This window comes from Halorubrum lacusprofundi ATCC 49239 (assembly GCF_000022205.1).
Lineage (GTDB): Archaea > Halobacteriota > Halobacteria > Halobacteriales > Haloferacaceae > Halorubrum > Halorubrum lacusprofundi.
In genome coordinates, this window is sequence record NC_012029.1 from 995708 (window position 1) to 1018410 (window position 22703).

Annotated in this window: 25 protein-coding genes and 1 pseudogene; 11 read left to right on the forward strand and 15 right to left on the reverse strand. The window is 65.4% G+C overall.

All coding sequences use genetic code 11. The annotated features are described in order from the left end of the window. Complete coding sequence (locus HLAC_RS04945) at positions 1-1104, reverse strand: UbiA family prenyltransferase (RefSeq protein ID WP_015909746.1); 1104 nt, start codon at positions 1102-1104, stop codon at positions 1-3. 194 nt (positions 1105-1298) lie between these two features. On the opposite strand from HLAC_RS04945, the gene HLAC_RS04950 reads away from it, so the two are divergent. After that, entirely contained in the window at positions 1299-2066 is a 768-nt protein-coding gene (locus HLAC_RS04950; protein WP_015909747.1) for a VOC family protein, read from the forward strand. Between the two features lie 31 nt (positions 2067-2097). On the opposite strand, the gene HLAC_RS04955 is transcribed toward HLAC_RS04950, so the two are convergent. From HLAC_RS04955 to mce, 11 genes are all read right to left on the reverse strand, one after another. Further along, positions 2098-2559: a pyridoxamine 5'-phosphate oxidase family protein gene (locus tag HLAC_RS04955; protein WP_015909748.1), complete on the reverse strand. Its 462-nt coding sequence runs from the start codon at positions 2557-2559 to the stop codon at positions 2098-2100. A gap of 869 nt (positions 2560-3428) precedes the next feature. Further along, the gene (locus HLAC_RS04960) at positions 3429-6194 is read right to left on the reverse strand and encodes a hybrid sensor histidine kinase/response regulator (RefSeq protein WP_015909749.1); all 2766 of its coding nucleotides are present in this window, start codon (positions 6192-6194) and stop codon (positions 3429-3431) included. A 133-nt stretch (positions 6195-6327) separates the two neighbouring features. Next, entirely contained in the window at positions 6328-6729 is a 402-nt protein-coding gene (locus tag HLAC_RS04965) for a Zn-ribbon domain-containing OB-fold protein (protein WP_015909750.1), read from the reverse strand. Next, positions 6726-7892, reverse strand: a complete 1167-nt coding sequence (locus HLAC_RS04970; protein WP_015909751.1) for a thiolase domain-containing protein — start codon at positions 7890-7892, stop codon at positions 6726-6728. Before HLAC_RS04970 ends, HLAC_RS04965 begins: the two co-directional genes overlap by 4 nt. 75 nt (positions 7893-7967) lie before the next feature. Continuing rightward, on the reverse strand, positions 7968-8720 hold the full coding sequence (locus HLAC_RS04975; protein ID WP_015909752.1) for a proteasome assembly chaperone family protein: 753 nt from the start codon (positions 8718-8720) through the stop codon (positions 7968-7970). Between the two features lie 81 nt (positions 8721-8801). Further along, complete coding sequence (locus HLAC_RS04980) at positions 8802-8984, reverse strand: RNA-protein complex protein Nop10 (RefSeq protein ID WP_015909753.1); 183 nt, start codon at positions 8982-8984, stop codon at positions 8802-8804. Between the two features lie 42 nt (positions 8985-9026). Further along, the gene (locus HLAC_RS04985; protein WP_015909754.1) at positions 9027-9827 is read right to left on the reverse strand and encodes a translation initiation factor IF-2 subunit alpha; all 801 of its coding nucleotides are present in this window, start codon (positions 9825-9827) and stop codon (positions 9027-9029) included. Between the two features lie 18 nt (positions 9828-9845). Further along, the gene (locus HLAC_RS04990) at positions 9846-10019 is read right to left on the reverse strand and encodes a 30S ribosomal protein S27e (RefSeq protein WP_015909755.1); all 174 of its coding nucleotides are present in this window, start codon (positions 10017-10019) and stop codon (positions 9846-9848) included. Positions 10020-10021: 2 nt separating this feature from the next. Continuing rightward, positions 10022-10303 (reverse strand): 50S ribosomal protein L44e, encoded by a 282-nt coding sequence (locus tag HLAC_RS04995; RefSeq protein ID WP_015909756.1) that lies wholly within the window; start codon positions 10301-10303, stop codon positions 10022-10024. 83 nt (positions 10304-10386) lie between these two features. Next, on the reverse strand, positions 10387-11061 hold the full coding sequence (locus HLAC_RS05000) for a cyclase family protein (protein ID WP_015909757.1): 675 nt from the start codon (positions 11059-11061) through the stop codon (positions 10387-10389). Positions 11062-11121: 60 nt separating this feature from the next. Beyond that, a complete protein-coding gene (mce, locus tag HLAC_RS05005; RefSeq protein ID WP_015909758.1) occupies positions 11122-11508 on the reverse strand; it encodes a methylmalonyl-CoA epimerase in 387 nt (128 codons plus the stop codon). A 122-nt stretch (positions 11509-11630) separates the two neighbouring features. Here mce and HLAC_RS05010 point away from each other — a divergent pair, with 122 nt between their 5' ends. Further along, entirely contained in the window at positions 11631-12434 is an 804-nt protein-coding gene (locus HLAC_RS05010) for a formate/nitrite transporter family protein (RefSeq protein WP_049933280.1), read from the forward strand. A 92-nt stretch (positions 12435-12526) separates the two neighbouring features. Beyond that, positions 12527-12841 (forward strand): YbjQ family protein, encoded by a 315-nt coding sequence (locus tag HLAC_RS05015; RefSeq protein ID WP_015909760.1) that lies wholly within the window; start codon positions 12527-12529, stop codon positions 12839-12841. A 10-nt stretch (positions 12842-12851) separates the two neighbouring features. On the opposite strand, the gene HLAC_RS05020 is transcribed toward HLAC_RS05015, so the two are convergent. Continuing rightward, on the reverse strand, positions 12852-14528 hold the full coding sequence (locus HLAC_RS05020) for an acyl-CoA mutase large subunit family protein (protein ID WP_015909761.1): 1677 nt from the start codon (positions 14526-14528) through the stop codon (positions 12852-12854). A 133-nt stretch (positions 14529-14661) separates the two neighbouring features. On the opposite strand from HLAC_RS05020, the gene HLAC_RS05025 reads away from it, so the two are divergent. Further along, the gene (locus tag HLAC_RS05025; protein ID WP_015909762.1) at positions 14662-15327 is read left to right on the forward strand and encodes an O-methyltransferase; all 666 of its coding nucleotides are present in this window, start codon (positions 14662-14664) and stop codon (positions 15325-15327) included. A gap of 49 nt (positions 15328-15376) precedes the next feature. Here the strand turns inward: HLAC_RS05025 and HLAC_RS05030 are convergent, their stop codons facing one another. Next, entirely contained in the window at positions 15377-16030 is a 654-nt protein-coding gene (locus HLAC_RS05030; RefSeq protein ID WP_015909763.1) for an HAD family hydrolase, read from the reverse strand. 115 nt (positions 16031-16145) lie between these two features. Between HLAC_RS05030 and HLAC_RS05035 the strand changes: the two genes are divergently transcribed. Beyond that, the gene (locus HLAC_RS05035; protein ID WP_015909764.1) at positions 16146-16817 is read left to right on the forward strand and encodes a metallophosphoesterase family protein; all 672 of its coding nucleotides are present in this window, start codon (positions 16146-16148) and stop codon (positions 16815-16817) included. Positions 16818-16853: 36 nt separating this feature from the next. Here the strand turns inward: HLAC_RS05035 and HLAC_RS05040 are convergent, their stop codons facing one another. Beyond that, on the reverse strand, positions 16854-17171 hold the full coding sequence (locus HLAC_RS05040; protein WP_015909765.1) for a hypothetical protein: 318 nt from the start codon (positions 17169-17171) through the stop codon (positions 16854-16856). A 165-nt stretch (positions 17172-17336) separates the two neighbouring features. Here HLAC_RS05040 and HLAC_RS05045 point away from each other — a divergent pair, with 165 nt between their 5' ends. The 6 genes and pseudogenes from HLAC_RS05045 to HLAC_RS05070 all read left to right on the forward strand — a co-directional run bounded on the left by HLAC_RS05045 (position 17337) and on the right by HLAC_RS05070 (position 22431). Then, the gene (locus HLAC_RS05045; RefSeq protein ID WP_015909766.1) at positions 17337-18413 is read left to right on the forward strand and encodes an NAD(P)/FAD-dependent oxidoreductase; all 1077 of its coding nucleotides are present in this window, start codon (positions 17337-17339) and stop codon (positions 18411-18413) included. 111 nt (positions 18414-18524) lie between these two features. Continuing rightward, positions 18525-19298, forward strand: a complete 774-nt coding sequence (locus HLAC_RS05050; protein WP_015909767.1) for an SDR family NAD(P)-dependent oxidoreductase — start codon at positions 18525-18527, stop codon at positions 19296-19298. 288 nt (positions 19299-19586) lie between these two features. Continuing rightward, positions 19587-20000, forward strand: a pseudogene (locus HLAC_RS05055) (Lrp/AsnC family transcriptional regulator); the annotation flags it as partial. A 145-nt stretch (positions 20001-20145) separates the two neighbouring features. Further along, positions 20146-21318: an ISH3-like element ISHla8 family transposase gene (locus HLAC_RS05060; RefSeq protein WP_012659234.1), complete on the forward strand. Its 1173-nt coding sequence runs from the start codon at positions 20146-20148 to the stop codon at positions 21316-21318. A 226-nt stretch (positions 21319-21544) separates the two neighbouring features. After that, the gene (locus tag HLAC_RS19930; RefSeq protein WP_015909769.1) at positions 21545-21856 is read left to right on the forward strand and encodes a HalOD1 output domain-containing protein; all 312 of its coding nucleotides are present in this window, start codon (positions 21545-21547) and stop codon (positions 21854-21856) included. Between the two features lie 335 nt (positions 21857-22191). After that, the gene (locus tag HLAC_RS05070; protein ID WP_015909770.1) at positions 22192-22431 is read left to right on the forward strand and encodes a UPF0058 family protein; all 240 of its coding nucleotides are present in this window, start codon (positions 22192-22194) and stop codon (positions 22429-22431) included. Positions 22432-22703 lie beyond the last annotated feature (272 nt).

A 22703-nucleotide genomic window follows, 5' to 3' on the forward strand; every position in this document is an offset into this window, starting at 1 on the left:
TCAGCCGACCAGAGTCACCCCCGCTATCGCGACGCCGACGACGAGGTAGCTGCAGTCCGGGGCGATGCCGAGAACCGACGCGTCGTCGATCCGACCCGCGAGCGCGGTGATGCAGACCGACGCGGCGATGCCGACGCCGAGCGCCCCGACGAGCGGCCACGCAAGCAGGCCGGCGACGGCCGCGGCCGTCACGATGCCTGCCGCGAGCAGGTCCACCCCGTACAGCACCCACCGGGTCCGGGCGACGCCGAACACGACGGGAAGCGTCGCGACGCCGACCGCCGCGTCCGCCTCGACGTCCCGGACGTTCGGAAGCTCGGCGTCGACGAACGATCGCAAGAGGAAGTACGCGAAGACGACGGGAACGGTCGGCCCCGCCGACGACCCGGCGAACGCGATTGGGAGGAACGTGAGGGCGGTCGCCCACCCCGCCGCGACGACGACCGAATTGACGACGAGCACGTCCTTCAGGCGCGGGACGTAGCTGCGCCCGCCGTCGGTGACCGTCGCGCCGACTCGGCCGGCGATCCGGTCGTCGGGGGTGATGCTCGCGAGGGCTGCACCGACGGCGCGGCCGAGGTCCGGTAGCCAGTCAGAGGCGTACACGACCCAGAACGCACCGGGGAGCAGGGTGAGCGCGAGCGCGAGCGGTCCGCCCGTCACCGCGACTGCGACAGCTAATCCGTAGGCAAGCGCGGCAGCGATCATCAGTTGGTCCCCGTAGCGACGGGCAACCAGCGCCCGATTCGGCGTCGACGCGGCGTCCGTGTCCGCGTCGGCGACGTGGTCGACGCTGTACACCGCGAAGGTGACGAGCGCGACGACCGCCGGAGCGACTGTCGGGGAGACGCCGAGGAGGACGGTCGCGATGAGCGTCTCGACGGCCGCGACGAGCGCCGTGAACGGCGACCCCCACGCGAAGGCGGTAGCAAGCCGCCGACCGTCGGCGCTCGGCCTGGTCGATGAATCGTTCGATGCGGCTGGGGAGTTGTTCGACGTGACCGAAGAGTCACTCGGTGATCTCGTGGACGCGGGCGGTTCCGAACGGTGCGGCGAGTCGGTACCGCCGGAGAGTTCCGACGGCGGATCTATCGTGTCTTGCATGGTTCGAGGCTGACGCCCCCGCCGACCGGCGACGCCCGCCATCTGTCACTCGTACTGCCGAATATATCTATTCGACCATGAGAAGCTAAATAAAACACCGCTTCAGTTCGTTTTATTTTGCGGCAGGAGCGGACAATCGGATCGTCTGCGACCCCTTCAGTACGCTTTTGGGGCGAGCGACCGATGGATCGCGTATGGATGGAACCTTCGATCACGTGATGATTCGCGTCGAGGACTTAGAGGAAAGCCTCGACTGGTATCAGACCCACCTGAACTACGAGGAGAAGGGCCGCTGGGAGGCCGACACGTTCACCAACGTCTACCTCGGTCCCGAGGAGATGCACGAGGACGGGGCGACCCTGGAGCTCACCTACAACCACGGCGACAACACCTACGAGATCGGTGACGCGTGGGGCCACATCGCCGTGCGAGTCCCCGAGGACGCCCTGCAGGAGTCGTACGATCAGTTGATGGAGGAGGGCGTCGACGACTATCGCGACCCCGAGTCGTGCGGGAACCGCTACGCGTTCGTGAAGGACCCCGACGGCCACGAGATCGAGATCGTCAAGCGCGACTACGGCGCGACGTGGAGTATCGACCACACGATGATCCGCGTCGAGGACGCTGACGAGGCGCTCGGCTACTGGACCCGCAAGTTCGAGTACGCCGAGGCGCGCGGCCGGTGGGAGGCCGACTCCTTCGCGAACTACTTCATGGCCCCCGAGGACGCCCCGAAGGAGGCGATGAAGCTAGAGATCACCTACAACTACGACGGCCGCGAGTACACGATGGGCGACGGCTGGGGCCACCTCTGCGTCCGCGTCGACGACCTCGACGAGGCGTGGGATCAGCTGATGGTCCGCGAAGCCCTCGACTACCGCGATCCGGAGTCCTGTGACCACAACTACGCGTTCACGAAGGACCAGGACGGCCACGAGATCGAACTGCTCGTCCGCGAGTAGACCGCGTCAGTTCGCCGTTTCCGGTCATCGATCACAGCTCCGCGACCACCTCTTTGCGCCCGGTGAGCGTCTCCGGGACGAGTCGGTAGAACGAAAAGCTGACATCTGCTGGTCGATCGCCGAAGATATCCACGAACGGGATCGTGACGCCTTCGAATCCCGCGAGCGCTTCCGTGGCGGTCTCGTCACCTGTTGTCGGTTCGAGAGTCCCCTGAGCGACGACACTGACGTAGCCGCCGATCTCCTCGTCCCTATCGTACGTGACGAACGTCACGGATCTGCCGTCTAGTTCGCCTTTCCGCTTGGGCGGGAGATCGGCTATCCGGAAGTAGAACGCGGTCTGTACAGCGTTGTATCCGAACGAAACCGGGACGCTGTGTGGCGGCTCGTCGGACGGTGTCGACAGGGAAAGCACTCCGGTGCTGACACGATCTAAGAATGCGTCCCTCTCCGAATCGCTTAGCTGGATCTTTTCTCGAGCAGTCTCGACCATACGCCCCTGTAGAGGGTCGAATACCAAAAGACAGAGGGTGGCCTATATATGTGGTCTCGGTGTTCGGCCGAACTCGCGCTCCGTTCAGTCGTCGACAGCGCTGAGATCGAGCGTATTCCGACACGGAGTCGTGTCAAATACGCGCCTTGTCTCTCGCACGCCTCCCAGCACTCTCGATCGTCAGTAGGCAGTTTCGGCTCCGTTGACGCCCTCGTCTTCAGATATCGCACAGCATGACGCATCGGATCGCTGAAGCCTGCCGCTTGATCGATAGCGGGAGTGGGTATCGCGAATTGGTGACACGGTTGTTTATAAGCGATCGAGTGATGTTGCTGGCGGTTGTTTATATGTGATCGACGCTTCTGCGGTGAAGACCTCCAAAGCCCCAGCCGCGAGGGCGGCGCACGCTCGCTGCGCGCCTCACTCAGTTGCTATCGCTCCCTCGTTGCGGTGCTTACATCGCCTGCGCCGCCCTCGCGGCTGCCCCTTTAAGTCCCGCCCGACCGCAACCGCACAGCCTCACGCCTCCCCAGCCTCGTCGCTCGCTGCGTCGCCGGCGTTGCGCGCCGGCTGCATGAGGGACCTTCGGTCCCTCTCTGCTCGCGACTCCCTCGCGCGGCGCTCCTCGCGCCCAAAGGGCGCTCGGAGGCGCGCGCCACCGCCTCGTTCATTTATAAGTGATCGTCGCCGTCACTCCCGCCCTTTTAAATACCGTATCGTCGCCATCGATCTGCAACACTCACTCCCGTACTCTCTCACCACTGTGCCTGTACTGACCGGAACCGAGGCAGAATGTGTCTCCTGGATAGAGTCTCAACGAGCCGAAGTTCCGGTTTTCCGACCCGATCGCCTCGGAACTCACCGGACTGTCACTCAGCCGGCTCCACGCCCGTCACCTCGAACCGGGCGCCCCCGTCGCGACCCTCCGTGACCCGGACCGACCAGCCGTGGGCCGTCGCCACCTGTTCGACGATCCGGAGGCCGAAGCCGGTCCCCTCTCGCGAGGTCGAGTAACCGGCGTCGAACACCTCGTCGCGGTTCGCTTCCGGGATCCCGGGCCCGTCGTCCTCGACGAAGAACCCGACCTCGTCGCTCGTCTCGGTCACGGACCCGTTTTCGCTGCCGTTTCTGTTCCCGCCGAGAGCGCCGACAGTGATCAACACGTCGTCGCCGCCGTGTTCGACCGCGTTCCGCACCAGATTCTCGACGAGCTGTCTGAAGCGGCTCTCGTCGGCCCGGAGCCACAGGTCCTCCTCGACGGCCAGCGTCGCATTCGCGGTCTCGACCGTCTCCCAGCAGGACTCGACGACGACCGAGAGCCGGACCGACTCCGTCTCGCTCACCCGCTCGCCCTCGCGAGCGAGCGTGAGCAGGTCGGCGATCAGCGTGTCCATCCGCTCGTGGGCGCGCGCGGCGGCGTCGAGGTTCTCACTGTCACACTCGTCGCGAGCCAGCTGTACCCGTCCCTGCGCCACGTTCAGCGGGTTCCGGAGGTCGTGAGAGACGACGCTGGCGAACTCCGCGAGCCGATCGTTCTGTCGCTCCAGTTCCGCGCTCCGATCGTGGAGACGGCTGGTCCGCGCAGCCGCGTTGAGCGCCGTCTCGGCTGCCGTCGCGAGGATCTGTGCGAGATGCTCGTCGGTCCCGTCGAACACGCCGGGCTCGGTCTCGCCGACAGAGATGGTTCCGTGCTCGCCGACGGGGAGGATCATCAGGCTCCGGAGCCCCGTTCCAGTGTCGAGCGCGCCCGCCGTCTCGATGTCGTCGTACATCCGGGGTTCGCCCGCCTCGAACGCCTCCCAGTTGAGACTCCCGCCGTCAGGGGTGAACACCTTCCGCACGGGCAATACCTCTTTGACCCCCTCCGAGACCGCGACGGGGACGAGCCCGCCGGCGTCCTCGTCAGACAGCCGAACGGTGACCACGGAGAACCCGAGCACCTCGACGACGCGCTCGGCGATCTCCTTCGGGGAGTCAGCCTGGATGAGACTTCGGGTCGCGTCGTGGAGCCGCTCTAAGCTGGTCTCGCGAGCAACCCGGTCTAACGCGGCTTCGAGATGGTTCGCGAGGATCTCCGCGATGAGCACGTCAGTCTCGGTGAACGCGTGCGGCTCCGACGAGGAGATGACGAACAGCCCGTGGTCGCCGATCGGATGGAGCACGATGCTCTGGGCGGGCGTCTCCTCGTCGAGACGATCGTACGCCGACAGGTCGCCGACGGAGAGCGGCTCGTCGCCGCTGTACGCGTCCCACGCGAGGGCCGCGCGCGACCCGGGCGGGGAGTCCCGATCGTAGGAGGGCTGTTCGTCGAAGAACGACGGCACCGACTCGGCGAGCGCGGCGGGTTCGAGCGCATCGCCCGCCTCGTTCACCAGGTGGATCCCGCTCAGCCCCGCACCGACGATTTCGTCCGCGGCGTCGACGGCCAGCTGCGTCGTCTCCGCGACTGTTCGCGTGTAATTGAGGTCCCGCGTCCACTCGCGGAGCCGCGACAGCTTCTCCTCGCGCTGCTTCCGCTCGGAGATGTCGCGTGTGTTGATCACGAATCCGCTGACTCCGTGGTCGTCGAGGCGGTTACTCCCGACCGACTCCACCCACAGGTACCCTCCGTCCGCATCCGCGAGCCGGTATTCCACCGTCGGGTTCGGCTCGTCGCCCGTGACCGACTGCGCGAACACCTCGACGACTCGCTCGCGGTCTTCCGGGTGGACGTACTCGAAGGCGTACTCACCGACCAGGTCCGCCGGGTCGTGGCCGAGGATCCGCTCCACCGAGGGGCTCGCGTACTGGAACGTCCCGTTCGCGTCGAGCGCGGTGACGATGTCGCTGGAGCGCTCGACGAACGCGCGGTGTCGCTCGCGTTCTGTCACGTCCCGGATGATGCCGACGAACCGTCGCTCGCCGTCCTCCTCGAACTCCCCGAAAGATATCGACAGGGGGATCTCACGGCCGTCCCAGTGCTTCCCGGGAAATTCGGCCGCCGACCAGTCTATCGAGCGCTTCTCGGTCGCGCAGTACCGCTCGACAGCCTCACGGTGCGCCTCGCGCTTCCGCTCCGGCATCAGCGTTGCCAGCGGCTCGCCTTCGACCTCCGCGGGCGCGTAGCCGAACAGCCGCTCGACGGCCGGGTTCGCGAACCGAATTCGGCTGTCGCCGTCGATGGTGAGGATGGCGTCCATCGAGTGATCGGTGATCGCCCGCAGGTGGGCCTGTGTCCGGTCGGCCTCGCGCTCGATCCGGCGCTTCTCGGCTGCGTCGACGATGCGGTTCGCCAGAATCTCGTACTGCTCGGTTCCGCCGCCCTTCTGGAGGTAGTCCGTCACGCCCGCGGAGATGGCCTCGCTGGCGACCGACTCCGACCCCTTCCCGGTGTAGAGGATGAAGGGGAGATCCGGGTCGCGCTCCCGGACCGCCTCCAGGAACTCGATCCCGTTCGGTCCCGGCATGTCGTGGTCGGAGACGATACAGTCGACATTGGCGTCGAGGTCGAGATCGTCGAGGCGTTCGAGCCCTTCGGTGGCGTTTGAGACCGTCTCGACCGTGATTCGAGGATCCTCGCGTTCGAGGAACAACGCGGTGATATCCGCGAGATCCGGGTCGTCGTCGACGTGGAGCACGCGGATTCGGTCACCCATGGACTCGGGGTACTCGTGATGCCGGGATAACCGTTTGGACCGCTCGGGAGAGAACGTGACAGCAACAAAAAACGACGTGGCGCCGCGCGGTCGCGGCGGCGACCTACTTCTCCCCTCGCGGTCGAAAGACGGCCTACTCCCCGTCCGCCGGACGGAAGACGACGAGCGGCTCCCCGTCGGTCACGCGCTCCTCGACGCCGGGCGCGACCCGGTCACCGATCTCGACGGCGTCGGTCGCGGGATCAATCCCCCGCAGAACCCCCGTGAGCCGGACCGGTCCGAAGTCGGCGATGGCGTTCACGTACGGGGTGTCGTCGGCGAACTGCGGGCCGGCGACGTGGACGACGCTGTACGTCTCGACGGTTCCGGTCTCGGCGAGGGCTTCCTCGGAGAGCGTCGCGGACCCGCATTCCGGGCACACCCGTCGCGGGGGGAGCGACCCGTGTCCGTCCGGACACACGAGGGCGTAGCCCTCGCCCTCCGCGAGGGCGTCGAGCCACTCGTCGTAGGCCCCGTTGCTCGCGGGAGCGCTCATTCCGCCACCTCCAGCACGTGGACGACCGCGCTGGCCACTGTCCCGCCGGCGTTGTGCGCGACGCCCACCTCGGCGTCGGCGACGTGGTCGCTGTTCGGGTGGTCACCTCGCAAGAGCCGAGTCAGCTCCGCGATCTGCGAACCGCCGGTCGCGCCGACCGGGTGGCCCTTCGCCTTCAGTCCGCCCGAGAGGTTCACGGGGAGGTCGCCGTCGGCGGTCGTGACCCCATTGCGGGCGGCCGAAATCCCCTCGCCGGGTTCGAAGAAGCCGAGCGACTCCAGCGCGAGCACCTCCGCGATGGTGAAGCAGTCGTGGACCTCCGCCACGTCGACGTCGTCGGGGCCGATCCCGGCGTCGGCGTAGGCCGCGTCGGCCGCGTCGTCGGCGGCGGGGGTGCGCGCGAGTTCCTCGCGGTCCGCGAGCGCCATCCGGTCGGTCCCCTGTCCGGTCCCCGTCACCGCGACCGGGGCGTCCACGTCGTGCTCAGCCGCGTACTCCTCGGAGACGATCACGAGCGCGCTCGCGCCGTCGGTGATCGGGCAGGCGTCGTAGAGGTGGAGCGGCTCCGCGACAGGTGGGGCGTCCAACGCCTTCTCGACGGGCACTTCCTGGCGGTACTGAGCGTACTCGTTGGGGACCGCGTTCGCGTGGTTCTTCGAGGCGATGTGGGCCAGATCCCGGCGGCTCCCGCCGTACGCGTCGAAGTAGGCGGTCGCCATCAGCGCGTACGCGCCGGGGAACGTCACTCCCGCTCGCACCTCGAACAGGTCGTCGGCGGCGATAGCGAGCCCCTCGGTCACCTCGTCGGTTGGGAGGTTTGTCATGCGCTCCATCCCGCCGGCCAACACCACGTCGGCGTCGCCCGCGGCGACGGTCCGGACGGCCTCGCGCACCGCGACGCCGGCCGAGGCACACGCCTCCTCGTAGCGGGTCGAGGGGCAGTTCACGCCGGCCGCCTCGGCCATCAGCGGCGCCTGATGGCCCTGGTGCTCGGCGAGTGAGCCCATGAAGTTCCCGTAGTTCAGTTCCTCTACGTCCTCGCGGGGAACCCCGGAATCTTCGAACGCTCGTAGCGCGGCTGTCGCGAAGAGATCTCGGCCTGTCCGGTCCGGATGGCTCCCAAAGTGCGTAAGTCCGACCCCGGCGACGCGTACGTCAATCATACACGAACAATAGTCGGGATCCGGTTTATCGGTGCCGGAAGCGGCGGAGAACTGTCAGTACCGAAGGATCCGAGATTACCCGATGTAGCGCAGGTCGTCGTCCGGCACCGCCGGCCCGTCCTGCATCTCTTGGATCTTACCGACGACCTCCTCCATCTCCTCGGCGCGGTCCTCCAGGCTCTCGTAGTCGATGGAGAAGTCGAGGTGGTCCGCGAGCACTTCGAGCACCGCCCGAGCGCTCTTCGGATCGACGAGGTAGCCGCTCGTCTCACCCATCAGGCAGGCGGCGTCGAACCCGCGTCGACCGCCGAGCCCGAGCACGAGCCCGGAGACACCGACGATACCGCCGGCGGGCTCGTCTGGCCGGAACTCGACGCCGACGTCCTCCAGTCCCTCGATGAGGTCGCCGTCGGAGACCGCACCGAGCACGGTGTACTCCTCGACGAGCTCGCCGGTCGGCACGCCGCCGAGTGCGAACGCCCGGGTCGCGCCGAACTCCTCGGCGATGTCGAGGAACGTTGTGGTGAGTTTGTAGTGACCCGCGTTCGAGCCGGCCTGGTGATCGCCGGTCAACACGAGCAGGTCGGCGCCGTCGGTCTCGACCGCGTGGAACTCCGCGCAGGTCAGCTCGGCGACGCCGTCGCCGTCGATGCTCACCTGCGGCGGGAACTCGGTGGAGTACACGCGGCGGACTAACTCACCGTCGAACTCCTCTAATAAGTGTTCGGCCGCGAGCTTCCCCACATGGCCGACGCCCGGCAGTCCCTCGATGAGCACCGGGTCGTCGAGCTCCGGCGTGGCGACCTCGTCGATCTCGATGTCGTCCATACCGGGTCCGTCCGGGCGGCGCTCACAAGAGGGTGGCTATTCCGGCGTCACGGGCGGGGATCTGCGCCGCCGAGGGTGACGCTACTCCGACGCCCGTCGCCGCACCCGGCGTCGGTACTCTCCGTAGGGGTCCTCGGGGCTGAACGGCGCCGGGGCGCTGTTCTCGGTCGGGCCGTCACACTCCGGGCAGCGGTCGCCGAGTGCGTACACCGGCCGGTCGTGGGTGGTCTCCCAGTTCGCGCAGACGCGGATGTCGGATTTCACGGGTTTCGAAGGTGGAGGGTGTAGAAAGCGGACCGCGAACGACTACTCGTCGTCCTCGTGGCGGTCGCGGTGGAACCCACCGGAGCCGCCGGCGGCCTCGATGGCCTCGCGGGCGCGCGCCGCGGCGGCTTCGAGCTGGTCTTCCGCCGTCTTGTAGTTGGGCGCGCGGACCTTGATGCGGTACTCGGGCGAGCCGACGTAGCCGACCTCGAGGTCGACGCCGTCGGGGACCTCGCCGTTGCCCTCGGCCGCTTCGAGGGCTGCTTTCACATCGTCGACGCCGTTGGGGGCCGTGGACTCCAGATCGACGTAGCCGGTCACGTCGACGTACGGGACCGAGACATTGTCGCGAGCGGCCGTGACGATCGCGTCGAGGGCGTCGTCGTCAATGTCGATCTCTTCGAGCGCCTCCTCGCCGCTGATCGCGGCCGCCTCGAAGGCGTCGTATAGGGAGTCGAACTCGACAAGCAGCGCGTTGGCGACCGCGGTGTAGCGGTCGTCGTCGACATCCTCGCCGAGCGCGATCAGCATCCAGTTGTCGGCCTTTTGCGAGTTCTTCCAGTCCTGGATCTTGTCCTTACGCTGGTGTTCGTTGACGTCTTTGATCGAGAGATCGATCTGGTTCGCCGACTCGTCGACGTCGAGCACCTTCGCGACGACCGTCTGTCCCTCGCGGACGTGGTCGCGGACGTTCTTGATCCAGCCGGAGGCGACCTCGCTGATGTGACAGAGGCCGCGCTTGTCCTCGTACTCGTCGAGGTCGACGAAGACGCCGAAGTCGGCGATCTCGTCGACGTCGCCGACCACTAACTCGCCGGGTTCGGGCCAGCCGCTGTACTTCATACGGGGGTGGTGAGGCGGTTACCGCGCCTCAACGGTTTCGACGATTTCGCCGTGGAACTCGGCCTCCCCGCCGGTCGGGGTCGCGAGCGTCGTGCCGCAGACCGCACACGACACCACGGAGGAGGCTTTGCCGAAGACGACCTGTTCGTTCTCGCAGTCGCCGCAGGCGACGCGGTGGAAGCTTCCTGCCATGCTTACTCCTGGAACGTGAGCCGGCCGGCGCGCCAGCCCTTGCGCATGTGGGCCTTGCCGCAGTCGCCGCAGCGGTACTTCAGGTGGGTCTTCTTGGTCGGCTTGTCGCCACCAGGCACCTTCGAGTACCCGCCGGCGTTGCCGATCGTCGCGAGCGCGCGGCGTCGCTGGCGCGCGTCGCGTTTCATTCCGGTCGCCCGACCCGATCGAACCTTCTCCACTTCGTGCTCCTGGTGGGAGTCACAGTTGGGACAGTACGTGTTGAAACGACGTGGCATTTCCATGGATATCGACCTTGAGTCGCGATTCGTCGCCGACGCTTAAAACGGGTTTGGTCTGTCTCGCGCGCGGCGGCACGCCACCTCTGTCACCCCTCCCACTCCGCGACCGCTCGCACCGGCGACCCGTCTGCCCCCCGGAGGCGGAGCGGGAAGGCGTACAGCCGGAATCCCGCGGGGAGCCCGTCGAGCCCGCACAGGTTCTCCACGATCGGCAGCGAATCGCTTAAAAGGGCGTCGTGAGCGGGGGTGCCCTCGGGCTCGGTCTCGCGGGAGGGACCGGTCGTCTTCGCTGACCCGGGCGGCGTCGGATCCGGGCCGAACGTGTCGAGCCCGACACCAACACCGAGCTTCTGGCACCGCCGCGCGGCCCCCGCGGTCAGGTACGGGTGGTCGCGGTACCGATCGGTCCCCCAGTGGGCCGCCCAGCCGGTTCGGAAGACGAGGAGGTCGACCGCGGGGTCGAGGACGTTCGGTTCGGGAAGCTCTTCGGCCGTGATTGCCTCTCGCGGCTCCAGCGGCCGAAGATCGACGAGGCGCGCGTCGAACGCGAACTCGCCCACCGCTCGCTCGTCGATCGACTCCCCCTCGGGGAGCGTGTGCCGCGGCGCGTCCACGTGGGTCCCGGCGTGAGTCCCGGTCCGGAGTTCGCTCGTCGCGTAACCGTCCTCCTCGTGGGTCGCGTCGGGCGCGAGCGTCACGTCGGGGTCGCCGGGGTACGTCGGCATCCCCGTCTCGATCGGCCGCGAGAGATCGCGGAACACGGTCGGCGGTCGGCTCGCCGTGCGGTTAAATCGGTCGCCGTCTCCGGATGTAGGCCTCCTTCAGTGTTCGACGAACTCCACGAGCACACCGCCCGTCGAGCGCGGGTGGAGGAACGCGACCTCGTGGCCCCACGCCCCGGGACGCGGCTCCTCGTCGACGAGGTCGATCCCGAGATCGCGGGCGCGGTCGAGCGCGGCCGCGATGTCGTCGGTCGCGAGCGCGACGTGGTGGATTCCCGGTCCCTCGCGGTCGAGATAGCCGGCGATCGCGCCGCCCGCGGTCGGTTCGAGCAGTTCGAAATAGCCGCCGTCGTCGAGTTCGAGGAAGACGACCGACATCCCGTCGAACGTCTCCTCGTGGGCGACCGGCGCGTCGAGCAGGCCGTCGAACAGGTCGGCGAGGTCGGCGGCGTCGCGCGTCGCGACGCCGACGTGGTCAAATCGCATACGCTCCGGATCGAGCGCCGCCAACTTATAAGGACCGAGCGGGGGATCGGCTCCGTCCAGATTCCCGCCGCGATCCAAAGATTTGGATGCCAGCCGCGACAATTAGGCAAACGATTCCACCCGTGAGCGACTCAGAAACCGACGGGGCGACAGAGCAGATGACGTCGCGGAGCGTCCTCGACTCGTTACTCGAGAGCGGGCTCCACGAGATGAACCGAGAGCGTTCCGGGCTGCTACTCTCGGGGGTGTCGGCGGGGCTCGACATCGGGTTCGGCCCACTGATGATGGCGGTGGTGTTGACGCTCTCGCCCGGGGGTTTCGGCGATCTCACGACCGAGCTGCTGTTGGCGAGCGTCTACTCCATCGGCTTCATGTTCGTCATCCTCGGCCGCTCGGAGCTGTTCACCGAACACACGACGCTGGCCGTGATCCCGGTCCTCGACCGGCAGGCGTCGTTCAAACAGTTGGGTCGGCTCTGGGGACTGGTGTACGTCGGGAACCTCGTCGGCGGGCTGCTCTTCACCCTGCTCGTGATCCTGTTGATGCCGGAGCTCGGCGTCGTCGACCCCCAGTCCTTCGAGACGATCGCCCTGAAGCTCGTCGACCACGACCTCCCGTGGCTGTTCGTCGGCGGCGTCTTCGCCGGGTGGCTGATGGGGCTGCTGGCGTGGCTTGTGACGGCGGCCCAGGATACGACCGCCCGGATCCTCCTCGTGTTGATCGTCACCGGGACGATCGGGCTCCTGCACCTCCCGCACTCGATCGCGGGCAACGTCGAGGTGCTGTTCGGGCTGCTCGTCTCGCCCGCGATCACGCTGACGGACTACGCCGGCTTCCTCGTGCTGGCGACGCTCGGCAACGCCTTTGGTGGCGCGGTGTTCGTCGCGCTGCTGAAGTACGGCCACGTCGTCCGCGGCGCGGAGTGAGCACGACGACGCGGCCGGGAACACGAGCGGTCGGTACGGCGACGGCCGACTGTCGTCGATAGTTAAGTCCCCGCCCGACGAATCGGGCCGGTATGGAGCTCTCCAACACCGAGTCGATCGCCGGGAAGGAAGTGGTCGAGACGCTTGGCCTCGTCCGCGGGAACACGGTCCGCGCTCGCAACGTCGGCCGCGACATCACCCAAGGTCTCCGAAACCTCGCTGGCGGCGAGCTGAAAGGGTATACCGAGCTGATGACCGACGCCCGCGATCAGGCGCAGGACCGCATGATCGAGGAGGCGGAGGCGCTCGGCGCCGACGGCGTGATCAACGTCCGGTTCACGACCTCCTCGATCGCCGACAGCGGCGCGGAGATCCTCGCGTACGGGACCGCGGTGCGGCTGCGGTAGGCCCGCCGCCTCACCGCCCCGGCTTGTACTCCCCGTACTCCTCGCGGAGCACGTCCGAGACCTCTTGGACCGTCCCGTACGACTTCACGGCGTCGATGATGTGGGGAATCACGTTTTCGGACCCCTGCGCGGCCTCGCGCAGCGACGCGAGGGCGTCGTCGACCGCGTCGCTGTCGCGGTCGGCTTTCACCGCTTCGAGGCGCTCGCGCTGATTCTGCTCCTGTTCGGGGTCGACCTCTTCGAGGTCCATCTCCGGCTCCTCGTCCACTTCGAATTTGTTGACGCCGACGATGACGCGTTCGCCGTCCTCGATCTCACGCTGGCGCTCGAAGGCGACATCTTGGATCTGCCGCTGGACCCACTGGCTCTTGACGGCCTCCAGCATGCCACCGCGGCGATCGACCTCCTCCAGTATCTCGAAGGCGTCCTCCTCGATCCCGTCGGTGAGGTTCTCGACGTAGTACGAGCCAGCGAGCGGGTCGATCGTGTCGGCGGCGCCCGACTCGTGGGCGAGGATCTGCTGGGTGCGGAGCGCGGTGCGGACCGACTGCTCGGTCGGGAGCGCGAGCGCCTCGTCTTTCCCGTTGGTGTGGAGGCTCTGGGTCCCGCCGAGTACCGCCGCGAGTGCTTGATACGACACCCGGACGACGTTGTTCTCGATCTGCTGGGCAGTGAGCGTCGAGCCGCCGGTCTGGGTGTGGAACTTGAGCTGTTTCGATTTCGGGTTCTGCGCGTCGAACCGCTCCTCCATGATTGTGGCCCACATCCGGCGGGCGGCGCGGAACTTCGCGGCCTCCTCGAAGATGTTGTTGTGGGCGTTAAAGAAGAAGGAGAGCTGAGGGGCGAACTCGTCGACGTCGAGCCCGGCGTCGATCGCGGCCTGCACGTACTCGATCCCGTCGCCGAGGGTGAACGCGACCTCTTGGGCCGCCGTCGACCCCGCCTCGCGGATGTGGTACCCCGAGATGGAGATGGTGTTGAAGCTGGGGATCTCGCCGGCGCAAAACTCGAAGATGTCCGTGATGAGCCGCATCGAGGGCTCGGGCGGGTAGATGTAGAGGTTTCGCGCGATGTACTCTTTCATGATGTCGTTTTGGATCGTCCCCCGGAGCTGCTCTCTTGGGACGCCCTGCTTGTCGCCCATCGCAATGTACATCGCGAGGAGGACGGCGGCGGGGGCGTTGATCGTCATCGACGTGGACACCTCGTCGAGCGGGATCCCGTCGAAGACGGTCTCGAAGTCGTCTAAGGTGTCGATAGCGACGCCCGAACGCCCCACCTCGCCCTCGGCCATCGCCGCGTCGGAGTCGTACCCCATCTGGGTCGGGAGGTCGAACGCCATCGAGAGCCCGGAGGAGCCCTGATCGATGAGGTAGTTGAAGCGCTCGTTCGTCTCCGCGGCGGTACCCATCCCCGCGTACTGGCGCATCGTCCAGAGGCGTCCGCGGTGCATGGTCGAGTAGACGCCGCGCGTGTACGGCTCCTCACCCGGGTTCCCCAGATCCTCACGGTAGTCGTGGTCCGGGATATCAGCCGGGGTGTACAACGGGTCGACCTCCTGCCCCCCCGTGTCGGTGGTGAACGACTCCTTGCGCTCTCCGAACCGGTCGACCGTCTCGCCGTAGGTGCCCGACTCCCACGACTCCTTGGCGTCCCGGATCGCGTCCAGTTCCTCAGGATCGTACATTAGTAAACGGGTCGCGCGAGCGGGACTTAACACTTTTCGGCGGCGGCGTTCGTGAGCCCGCTCCGAACCCACTTTCGAACGCGTCGCCCCGCCAGACGGTCGGTTTCAAGTGTTATCCGGTCGAACCCGCGACATGGACATCCTCTCCGACTCGGCCGAGCGCTTCCTCGCCGCGACGGCGCCAGAGCACACCGCGACGCAGGTGGAGATGGCGGCGCTCGCGGACGACTGGGGCTTCCCCATCAGTGGGCCGGAGGCGGGCGCAGTCCTCCGGCTGCTCGCCCGTTTGACCGACGCCGAGCGCGTTTTCGAGTTCGGTTCCGGCTTCGGCTACTCAGCGACGTGGTTCCTGCGGGGCGGCGCCGACGCCGTGATCTGCGCCGAGTTCGACGAGGAGGAGGCGAAACGCGGGGTTCAGTTCGCCGCCGACGGGGGGTACGCCGACAGCGTCACCTTCGAGGTCGGCGACGCGATGGAGACGATCGAGCGCTACGACGGCCCTTTCGATGTCGTGCTCATCGATCACTTAAAAGGCCGATACGCCGACGCCTACCGCGCCGTCCTCCCGAAGGTTCGGACCGGCGGGGTGATCGTCGCCGACAACATCACCAGAGGCCCGATCGACTTCGGCGACCTCGTCGCGCATTTCGAAGACGGCGCGCCGCTTCCAGATCCCGAAGTCGACGGAGAGACCCGAGGAATCGGTGAGTACGTTGGGACGGTTCGCTCCGACGAGGCCGTCGAGACCGCGATCCTCCCGGTCGGCTCCGGAATCGCGGTGTCGACGAAGGTGGAGTGAGTCGACCACCCGCCCCTGATAGCTACCTCGGCAGATCGCCGCGTCTCGATCAGTTTTCGGTTGCCTCTCCGACCAGAGGGAGCAACAGCGACGCCAGCGCTGCGGTCCTCCGAGCGGACACCGGTGCGTCGGGACGGTCGTCGCCGATGTACACCGTCTCGAACCCCGCTTCCCGTGCGGGCGCGATATCCTCCTCGAAGGTGTCGCCCACGTAGAGGTACGACTCCGCCGGGAGCCGCTCCTTGGCCGTCTCGAAGATCTGCGGGTTCGGCTTCCGGACACCCACTTCGTTCGAGATGACGACGGCGTCCGCAAGGTCGTCGAGGCCGTGTTCCTCGAGTTTCCGGCGTTGCATGTACCCGTCACCGTTCGTGAGAACGCCGAACTGATGCCGCTTCGCTAGCGATTCCACGAGCCGTCGCACCGCGGGGTCGAGACGGGTCGCTCCGACTTCTCGATCGACGAACTCCGCCGCGAGCGTCTCCGGGTCTGCGTCGAGAGAATACCTCTCGCAGACAGCCGAAAACGCCCGCTCAAAGGGATCTGATTTGATCTGCGTGATCCCCTCAAGCACGCGATCCGAGTACGTTTCGACCATCTCATCGGTCGGGTCGACCGGAACCGTCCGCGTAAAGCGCTCTTGGAAGGGGACCTCGTAGTCGAGGAGCGTCCCGTCAAGGTCAAAGTATACCGTCGTCGCCATAGATACTGCCGCACCACGGTCGAGCAAGTAGATTCCGAATCGAACGCCGGCACGGCTCCTCGGTGGCGACCCGTCGTCCGAACCTATTCTGGTGTCGACCCCGAATCTCGACCCGATGAAGGTGGGGCTCATCTCGGACATCCACGCAAACCTGCCGGCGCTCGAAACCGTCCTCGACGACATGCCGACAGTCGACCGGATCGTCTGCGCCGGCGACGTGATCGGGTACAACCCGTGGCCGGCCGAGTGCGTCGAGCGCGTGCGCGAGGTCGCGGCCATGACCGTCCGCGGGAACCACGATCGCACCGTCGAGACGCCCGAGAAGTACCGGGCCAACCGGATGGCTGAGGCCGGCCTCGAACACGCGAAGGAGTCGCTGTCCGACGACCAGCGCGCGTGGCTCGACAGCCTCCCGCGCGCCGAGACGTTCACGGGCGACCGGTACCTCCTCGTTCACTCGCACCCCGCGGCCGAGCGCGAGGACGCCTACGTCTACCCCGAGGAGTTCCCGACTCTCGATCGCCACATGGGAGACTACGATGGGATCGTGCTCGGCCACACCCACGTGCAGGGAAAGCGATCGGTTGCAGGCGGAGTCGTAGTCAACCCGGGGAGCGTCGGTCAGCCGCGCGACGGCGACCCGGATGCGGGGTACGCCGTCCTCGACACCCAGACCGACGAGGTCGATCTCCATCGAGTTGCGTACGACATCGATCGGGTGAGCGAGGCGGTCGCCGACGCCGGTCTTCCCGAGCGAACGGCCGCGCGGCTTTATAAAGGCGAGTGAGAGACGAGAAACGGAACACACCAGCGACCGACCGTGTCACGGCCAGACGCCCGTCACGAACAGGACGTTCCGTACCGCGGTCGCGATCGACAGGACGCCGACGCCAGCGCACATCAGCGTCGCGACGAGTCGGCGGGTCCCGCCCGCGACCGCGACGGGCACCCCGATGACGGCCATCCCGGCGGCCTTGGTGAGCACCATTCCGGGGACGAGTCCGAACGCCGCGATGAACGCGGCACCGACCGGCGACCCCTCGACGTACCGCCCGCCCGAAATGGCGACGTACGTCGAGGCGATGTCGGCGGCGGCGCCGACGAGGAGGAGTACGACGGCGACGGCGAGTCGCGAGGGCACTGCCACAGCGCACGCGACGATTCCTAATAAGCTTCCGGGGCGCGCGGAATCAAGAGGTGTGAACCGGGCACGCGAGAGAGATTGCGTACGCAACAGGTACCGGGCTGGCCGCGGCGCGCGCACAGCACAACTTCATTTAAACCGCCGCGACGAGTACACCGGGTAATGAGTTCGTCCGACGACGAGTACGATATCGCGGTGGTCGGCGGCGGGCCGGCCGGCCTGACGACTGCCCTATACGGGGCGCGACTGGGCCACGAAACGGTGCTGATCGACCGCGGCGGCGGCCGCGCGGCGATGATGGCCGACACGCACAACGTGATCGGCGTCACCGAGGAGACCTCCGGCAACGAGTTCCTCGCGACCGGCCGCGAGCAGGTGCAGTCGTACGGCGGCACGTTCGAGCGCGGCTTCGTCACCGACGTCGACCGCACCGACGACGACCGATTCCGGCTCTCGACGACCGGCGCCGAGATTCTCTCCGATCGCGTCGTGCTCGCCACCGGCTTCTCCGACAAGCGGCCGGATCCGCCGCTCCCGCGGACGGGCAAGGGGCTCCACTACTGTCTCCACTGTGATGCGTACATGTTCGTCGACGAGCCGGTGTACGTGATGGGCCACGGCGAGGCGGCCGCCCACGTCGCGATGATCATGCTGAACGTGACCGACGACGTGGATATCCTGACCCGGGGCGCGGAGCCGACGTGGAGCGACGAGACCGCCGCACAGCTCGACGCACACCCGGTCGAGGTCGTCAGCGAGGACGTGACGGGCGTGGAGAACGACCCCGACTCCGGCTGGCTGGAGGCGCTGGAGTTCGAAGACGGCACCCGCCGCGAGTACCGCGGCGGCTTCGCGATGTACGGCTCCGACTACAACACCGCGCTCGCCGAGGGGCTCGGCTGCGATCTGACCGAGGGCGGCGAGATCGACGTCGACGACCACGGCCGTACCAGCGAGAACGGCGTGTTCGCGGTCGGCGACATCACCCCCGGCCACAACCAGGTACCCGTCGCCATGGGGCAGGGCGCGAAAGCCGGCCTCGCGATCCACAAGGATATCCGCGAGTTCCCGCGCTCGCAGGAGACGATCGAGGCGGACGGCCCCGTCGACGCCGACGAGGTGCCCGCCATCTCGCCAGCGCTCATGGCGACCGCGGTCGCCCACGAGGGCCACGCGGGTGGAGCGCGGGTGAAAGGCGTCGAGGCCAAAGAGGAGACGCCCGCGGCTGACGACGACTGAGGCGGCTCAGCCGCACGGGTCCGCAGTCTCCGATCCCCCGAAACGGACCCACAGCCCGCTCAAGAGGCAGCGACACCGACCTTTTTTGATCCGCCGTCACCGACCGTCTGTATGGGAACCATCAACGCGGACTTCTCCGGTGAGACGGCCGTGGTCACGGGAGCATCGAGCGGTATCGGCCGCGCGGTCGCAAACGGATTCGGCGACGCGGGAGCGACAGTGATCAACGCCGACGTCCGGGCGGCGCCGAAAGACCTCGACGCCGAGGCTCCCACCCACGAGGCCATCGAGGACCGTGGCGGAACCGCCGTGTTCGTTGAGACCGACGTTTCCGACCCGACGCAGATCGAGTCGGTGATCGAGGCGGCCGGCGAGTTCGGTGGAGTCGACGTGATGGTGAACAACGCGGGCGTCCACCGCAGCGCCGAGTTCCTCGACGTCACCCCGGAGGACTTCGATTTCGTCCACGGCGTCAACCTCAAGGGCGCGTTCTTCGGCACCCAACTGGCGGCCCAGGACATGATCGATCGCGGCGTCGAGGGAACGATCGTGAACACGTCGTCGACGACAGCCGAACGCGCAGAGTGGAACCACTCTCACTACGCGGCGACGAAGGGCGGCATACAGATGCTCACCCGAAGTGCGGCGCTCGAACTCGACAGGCACGGGATCAGGGTGAACGCGGTCGCTCCGGGACCGATCGCCACCGAAATCCGGGAGGGCTGGTCCGAAGAGGCGCGTGATACTGTCGGAGAATCCGGAGACCTCCCGTCCCGAGCCGGCACTCCTGCGGACCTGCGTGACGCGTACCTCTACCTCGCCTCGGAGGGCGCGAGCTACGTGACCGGCGAGACGGTGTGGGTCGACGGCGGATCGAGTCTGTAGGCCGCGATCACGCGGTGACCGAGGGGAGGCATCTAACGGCTGACGAGAATCTCGCACGCCGTCTCCTCCAGCTCCAATCCGTTCGAGCCGTTCTACTCAGATGATAGACAGAGCAGTCAATACTGATTTGAAATACACGGCAACAACCGGCACAATCGGCGTGTGTTGACTACTGCGGAAAGCCATTTCTGTTGTGGCCGCTAAGCTGTGCAGATGGTTTCCAAGGAAATCGACAACGTGGACAAAGGCATACTGTATCTTCTCTAGCAGAACGCCCGGCGTAACACGACCGAAGACATGGCTGGAAAAGTCGGTGTTTCGTCCAGTACGGTCGCGAATCGAATCAACGATCTTGAGAAGCGTGGCGTCATTCTCAGTAATCACCCAATCATAAACTACAGTGAAACGGGGTTAGGTCATCACCTCCTCGTCACCGCGACAGTTCCCCTCCGGGACCGAGAGAAGATGATGGACGGCATCATGGAGGTATCCGGCATCGTAAGCATTCGTGAGCTATTGACGAACAAGGAGAACCTGTCACTGGAAGTAGTGGGCCGCACGTCGGAAGACATTGAGGAGACCCTCGAATCGCTGGACTCGCTCGGCGTCGATATTGAGCGGATGAGGATGATGAAACAGGAACGAACCAACCCGTACAACCACTTCGGGGAAGAGTTTGCGAACGAGGAGGACACTGGATAATTTCCAGTCTCTCTTAACTCCCTCTGGAAATTATCAATATGCCGATGACTCCATGAAGGGCGAGCTATTATCGGTACTTCCCAAGCAGCGTAATCAGCTGAATTGAATCGCTAAATTAACCACAAGAAAGTGTCTGGATCTGGATGTGTTCACCATACCTGATCCAGACGAGTACCTTTCGGCGTCGGATGTCAAAGACGTAGCGGAAGAGGTCATTACGCCACTCCCGTTGCCGGGTGTCGAGGGGAGCCCCCTCGACCCCGGCGACATCTGGCTCGTCGTCATCCTAGCCTGCACTAACCAGAACTCGATTTGGGACACCTGCAACGATACCGAGGGAACGCCGTGTGACGACACTGTCTTGAGGTGGCTCCACACACTCAACCGTCAGTGGCTTGAGGTCGTTGCCAACCTTCTGCTCGCACGGCTCGCCATGACGATTTTCGACCCTGACCGGTCGAGAACCGTCTCCATCGACTTCATCGACAATCCCTACCACGGCGAGCACCATGCTGAGAAAGGCGAACTCTGTTCGATGGCTCCTAAGGACGGGACTACGACCTGCCACCGCTACTGCACGGCGTACGTCGTCTCGAACGGGAAGCCGGTGACGCTGGCGATGACTTACGTCCGCAGTGACGAAGATGAGGCTGACGCGGTCGAGCGCGTGCTCGCCCGCGTCGAAAACTATCCCTTCGAGATCGATCTCTTGCTTGCCGACAGCGGATTCTACAACGAGCGCGTCATCCGCCGCGCTCGTGATATCGCCCCAACGGTCGTTCACGTGCCCAAGAAGGGCGAGCGCATGAAGGACAAACTCGAAACTCACAAGTCGTACATGACGACCTATCGCATGTACAAGGACAGCGAGCGGGAACTGCGCTTCCCGCTCGCGGTCGCTGTCTCCTACCAGAACGGAGATCGAGGCAAGCACGGCGAGGTCGTTCGTGGCTACGTGGCGTGTGGCGTTACTGATCGCTCAGCGAAGCAGGTCGAACACCGCTACAGGAAGCGTTCAGGCATCGAAACGACCTATCGCTTACTTCGGCAAGCACGCGGGATCACGACGACGCGTGATCCCGTCGTGCGGTTTGCCATCATGTTGGTCGCGGCATTGCTGGAGAACCTGTGGCTGGTGCTACGGTGGGCGGTCGTCGCCCGCCCACGGCGGGGCGGGCGCGACCTGCCCGAGGAGTTCACGTTCAAGACGTTCTGTGACTGGATTCGTCATGAGCTGGAAGAGGAGTTACGCCGCCGGTGGAAGATCAAAGCGAACGGGGTTGGAGTGCCAGCATCACAGGCAACGGCCGCGGGCTGACCGGGGTCAGCCCACGGCCTGTCAGTTGGCGGTGAGCGACAGCTTTCGGCAGATACCGTCGAAATCCGGGTAACATCGTCTGTCCAAAGCGGTGAATTGGAACTTCCTCGATCTACTTCGTGGGAGCAGCCGAGACTGACCGTCAAATTATACAGAAAGTGACTATTTTGTGGCGTTCAGGCAGCACCCTCTCGACTCGTTCGGGAAGTAACGATTATAGCGGTCAATGATCCAAGCGCAGACCTCAACATCACACGTCAATGACGTTATTTATCAAGTAGTTAACAAAATAGCTGAAGTAGAAGACGTTGACCCGCTCGAACTTACGGAGAATCAAGGAGAAAGCCTCGCGCTTCAGCGCGGAGAGGATGTCAATCCTCCGCTCTTCGACGTAATCGACTCCGATGCCTTGGAGCAGATCTTCACCACTGCGCCGACCGCTGATCGAATGGAAGTCCAAGTGACCTTCTCCTACAACGGGTACGACGTTACTGTCCGCGACGACGGCTGCGTGTCTGTCGAGGAGTGCGAAGAGTAGCTCAGGCGGTAGCCGCTTCGCCACGAGGTGATCACTTCCCGGAAGCTGTGTTGGAATCCTATCCTTCCGACATGATACAGGGTGGAACAGCCGTTGACTGACGACTGCGTAGTGACTATCCGAAATAACACGGGGATTGATAACGTTTGGCGTGCATAGTTCTCGTGAGAGAGCGTCGCTCATTCCGCCATCACACTCGCCCCATTGACAACCACTACACTACCGATCCCCACACGCTTACGTCGGTCACGAATCCCTGACATTGACTCTGACAGAGTGCACCTTGGATTCTCGGAATAGAAGTCCAGCCACCCACATTCGAATGAAATGAGATCATGCGCAAGAAAGAACTCGTTCAGACTCACGCCCTGCTTCTCGAAGCCACACAATATTTGATCGAAAACGAAAACATGCCAGCCGAGATGATTTCTACGTATTACGCACTTGATGTGCGTCCGTCAAGTATCCACAAGTCGAAACAGAACCACTACGAAGCGATCACAGTTCTCGGCAACTCAATCGAACGGTGGATCGAACAGACACACACTAAGAACGTAGATCATCCAGTGAACTGAACGCAATCGGTAACATATGTTACCACTTTCGAGCCGGCGGGGTTTTGTCAGTCGGGGTGTTCGTTCGGAAGTATTTTCCAGTGGTTTTCAGATCAGGACCAATTTACGACCAAGGACTTCGATCCTTTGCACAGTATTTTGGTAAAAGGCGTTCTGAAGCGTGTGAGGACCTTATACGCCGGCCGGGACCCTCGCGAGTGAACAGCGTGAGTGAGCGAGGGTACGGGCGGCGTCCGACCGAAGGGAGTGCGCCGGCCGGGATTGTGAACCAC

What these genes read in the sequence shown, in the direction of transcription:
- HLAC_RS04945 (WP_015909746.1), bottom strand. Translation starts at nt 1,104, where the DNA reads ATGCAAGACACGATAGATCCGCCGTCGGAACTCTCCGGCGGTACCGAC.
- HLAC_RS04950 (WP_015909747.1), top strand. Translation starts at nt 1,299, where the DNA reads ATGGATGGAACCTTCGATCACGTGATGATTCGCGTCGAGGACTTAGAG.
- HLAC_RS04955 (WP_015909748.1), bottom strand. Translation starts at nt 2,559, where the DNA reads ATGGTCGAGACTGCTCGAGAAAAGATCCAGCTAAGCGATTCGGAGAGG.
- HLAC_RS04960 (WP_015909749.1), bottom strand. Translation starts at nt 6,194, where the DNA reads ATGGGTGACCGAATCCGCGTGCTCCACGTCGACGACGACCCGGATCTC.
- HLAC_RS04965 (WP_015909750.1), bottom strand. Translation starts at nt 6,729, where the DNA reads ATGAGCGCTCCCGCGAGCAACGGGGCCTACGACGAGTGGCTCGACGCC.
- HLAC_RS04970 (WP_015909751.1), bottom strand. Translation starts at nt 7,892, where the DNA reads ATGATTGACGTACGCGTCGCCGGGGTCGGACTTACGCACTTTGGGAGC.
- HLAC_RS04975 (WP_015909752.1), bottom strand. Translation starts at nt 8,720, where the DNA reads ATGGACGACATCGAGATCGACGAGGTCGCCACGCCGGAGCTCGACGAC.
- HLAC_RS04985 (WP_015909754.1), bottom strand. Translation starts at nt 9,827, where the DNA reads ATGAAGTACAGCGGCTGGCCCGAACCCGGCGAGTTAGTGGTCGGCGAC.
- HLAC_RS04990 (WP_015909755.1), bottom strand. Translation starts at nt 10,019, where the DNA reads ATGGCAGGAAGCTTCCACCGCGTCGCCTGCGGCGACTGCGAGAACGAA.
- HLAC_RS04995 (WP_015909756.1), bottom strand. Translation starts at nt 10,303, where the DNA reads ATGGAAATGCCACGTCGTTTCAACACGTACTGTCCCAACTGTGACTCC.
- mce (WP_015909758.1), bottom strand. Translation starts at nt 11,508, where the DNA reads ATGCGATTTGACCACGTCGGCGTCGCGACGCGCGACGCCGCCGACCTC.
- HLAC_RS05015 (WP_015909760.1), top strand. Translation starts at nt 12,527, where the DNA reads ATGGAGCTCTCCAACACCGAGTCGATCGCCGGGAAGGAAGTGGTCGAG.
- HLAC_RS05020 (WP_015909761.1), bottom strand. Translation starts at nt 14,528, where the DNA reads ATGTACGATCCTGAGGAACTGGACGCGATCCGGGACGCCAAGGAGTCG.
- HLAC_RS05025 (WP_015909762.1), top strand. Translation starts at nt 14,662, where the DNA reads ATGGACATCCTCTCCGACTCGGCCGAGCGCTTCCTCGCCGCGACGGCG.
- HLAC_RS05030 (WP_015909763.1), bottom strand. Translation starts at nt 16,030, where the DNA reads ATGGCGACGACGGTATACTTTGACCTTGACGGGACGCTCCTCGACTAC.
- HLAC_RS05035 (WP_015909764.1), top strand. Translation starts at nt 16,146, where the DNA reads ATGAAGGTGGGGCTCATCTCGGACATCCACGCAAACCTGCCGGCGCTC.
- HLAC_RS05045 (WP_015909766.1), top strand. Translation starts at nt 17,337, where the DNA reads ATGAGTTCGTCCGACGACGAGTACGATATCGCGGTGGTCGGCGGCGGG.
- HLAC_RS05050 (WP_015909767.1), top strand. Translation starts at nt 18,525, where the DNA reads ATGGGAACCATCAACGCGGACTTCTCCGGTGAGACGGCCGTGGTCACG.
- HLAC_RS19930 (WP_015909769.1), top strand. Translation starts at nt 21,545, where the DNA reads ATGATCCAAGCGCAGACCTCAACATCACACGTCAATGACGTTATTTAT.
- HLAC_RS05070 (WP_015909770.1), top strand. Translation starts at nt 22,192, where the DNA reads ATGCGCAAGAAAGAACTCGTTCAGACTCACGCCCTGCTTCTCGAAGCC.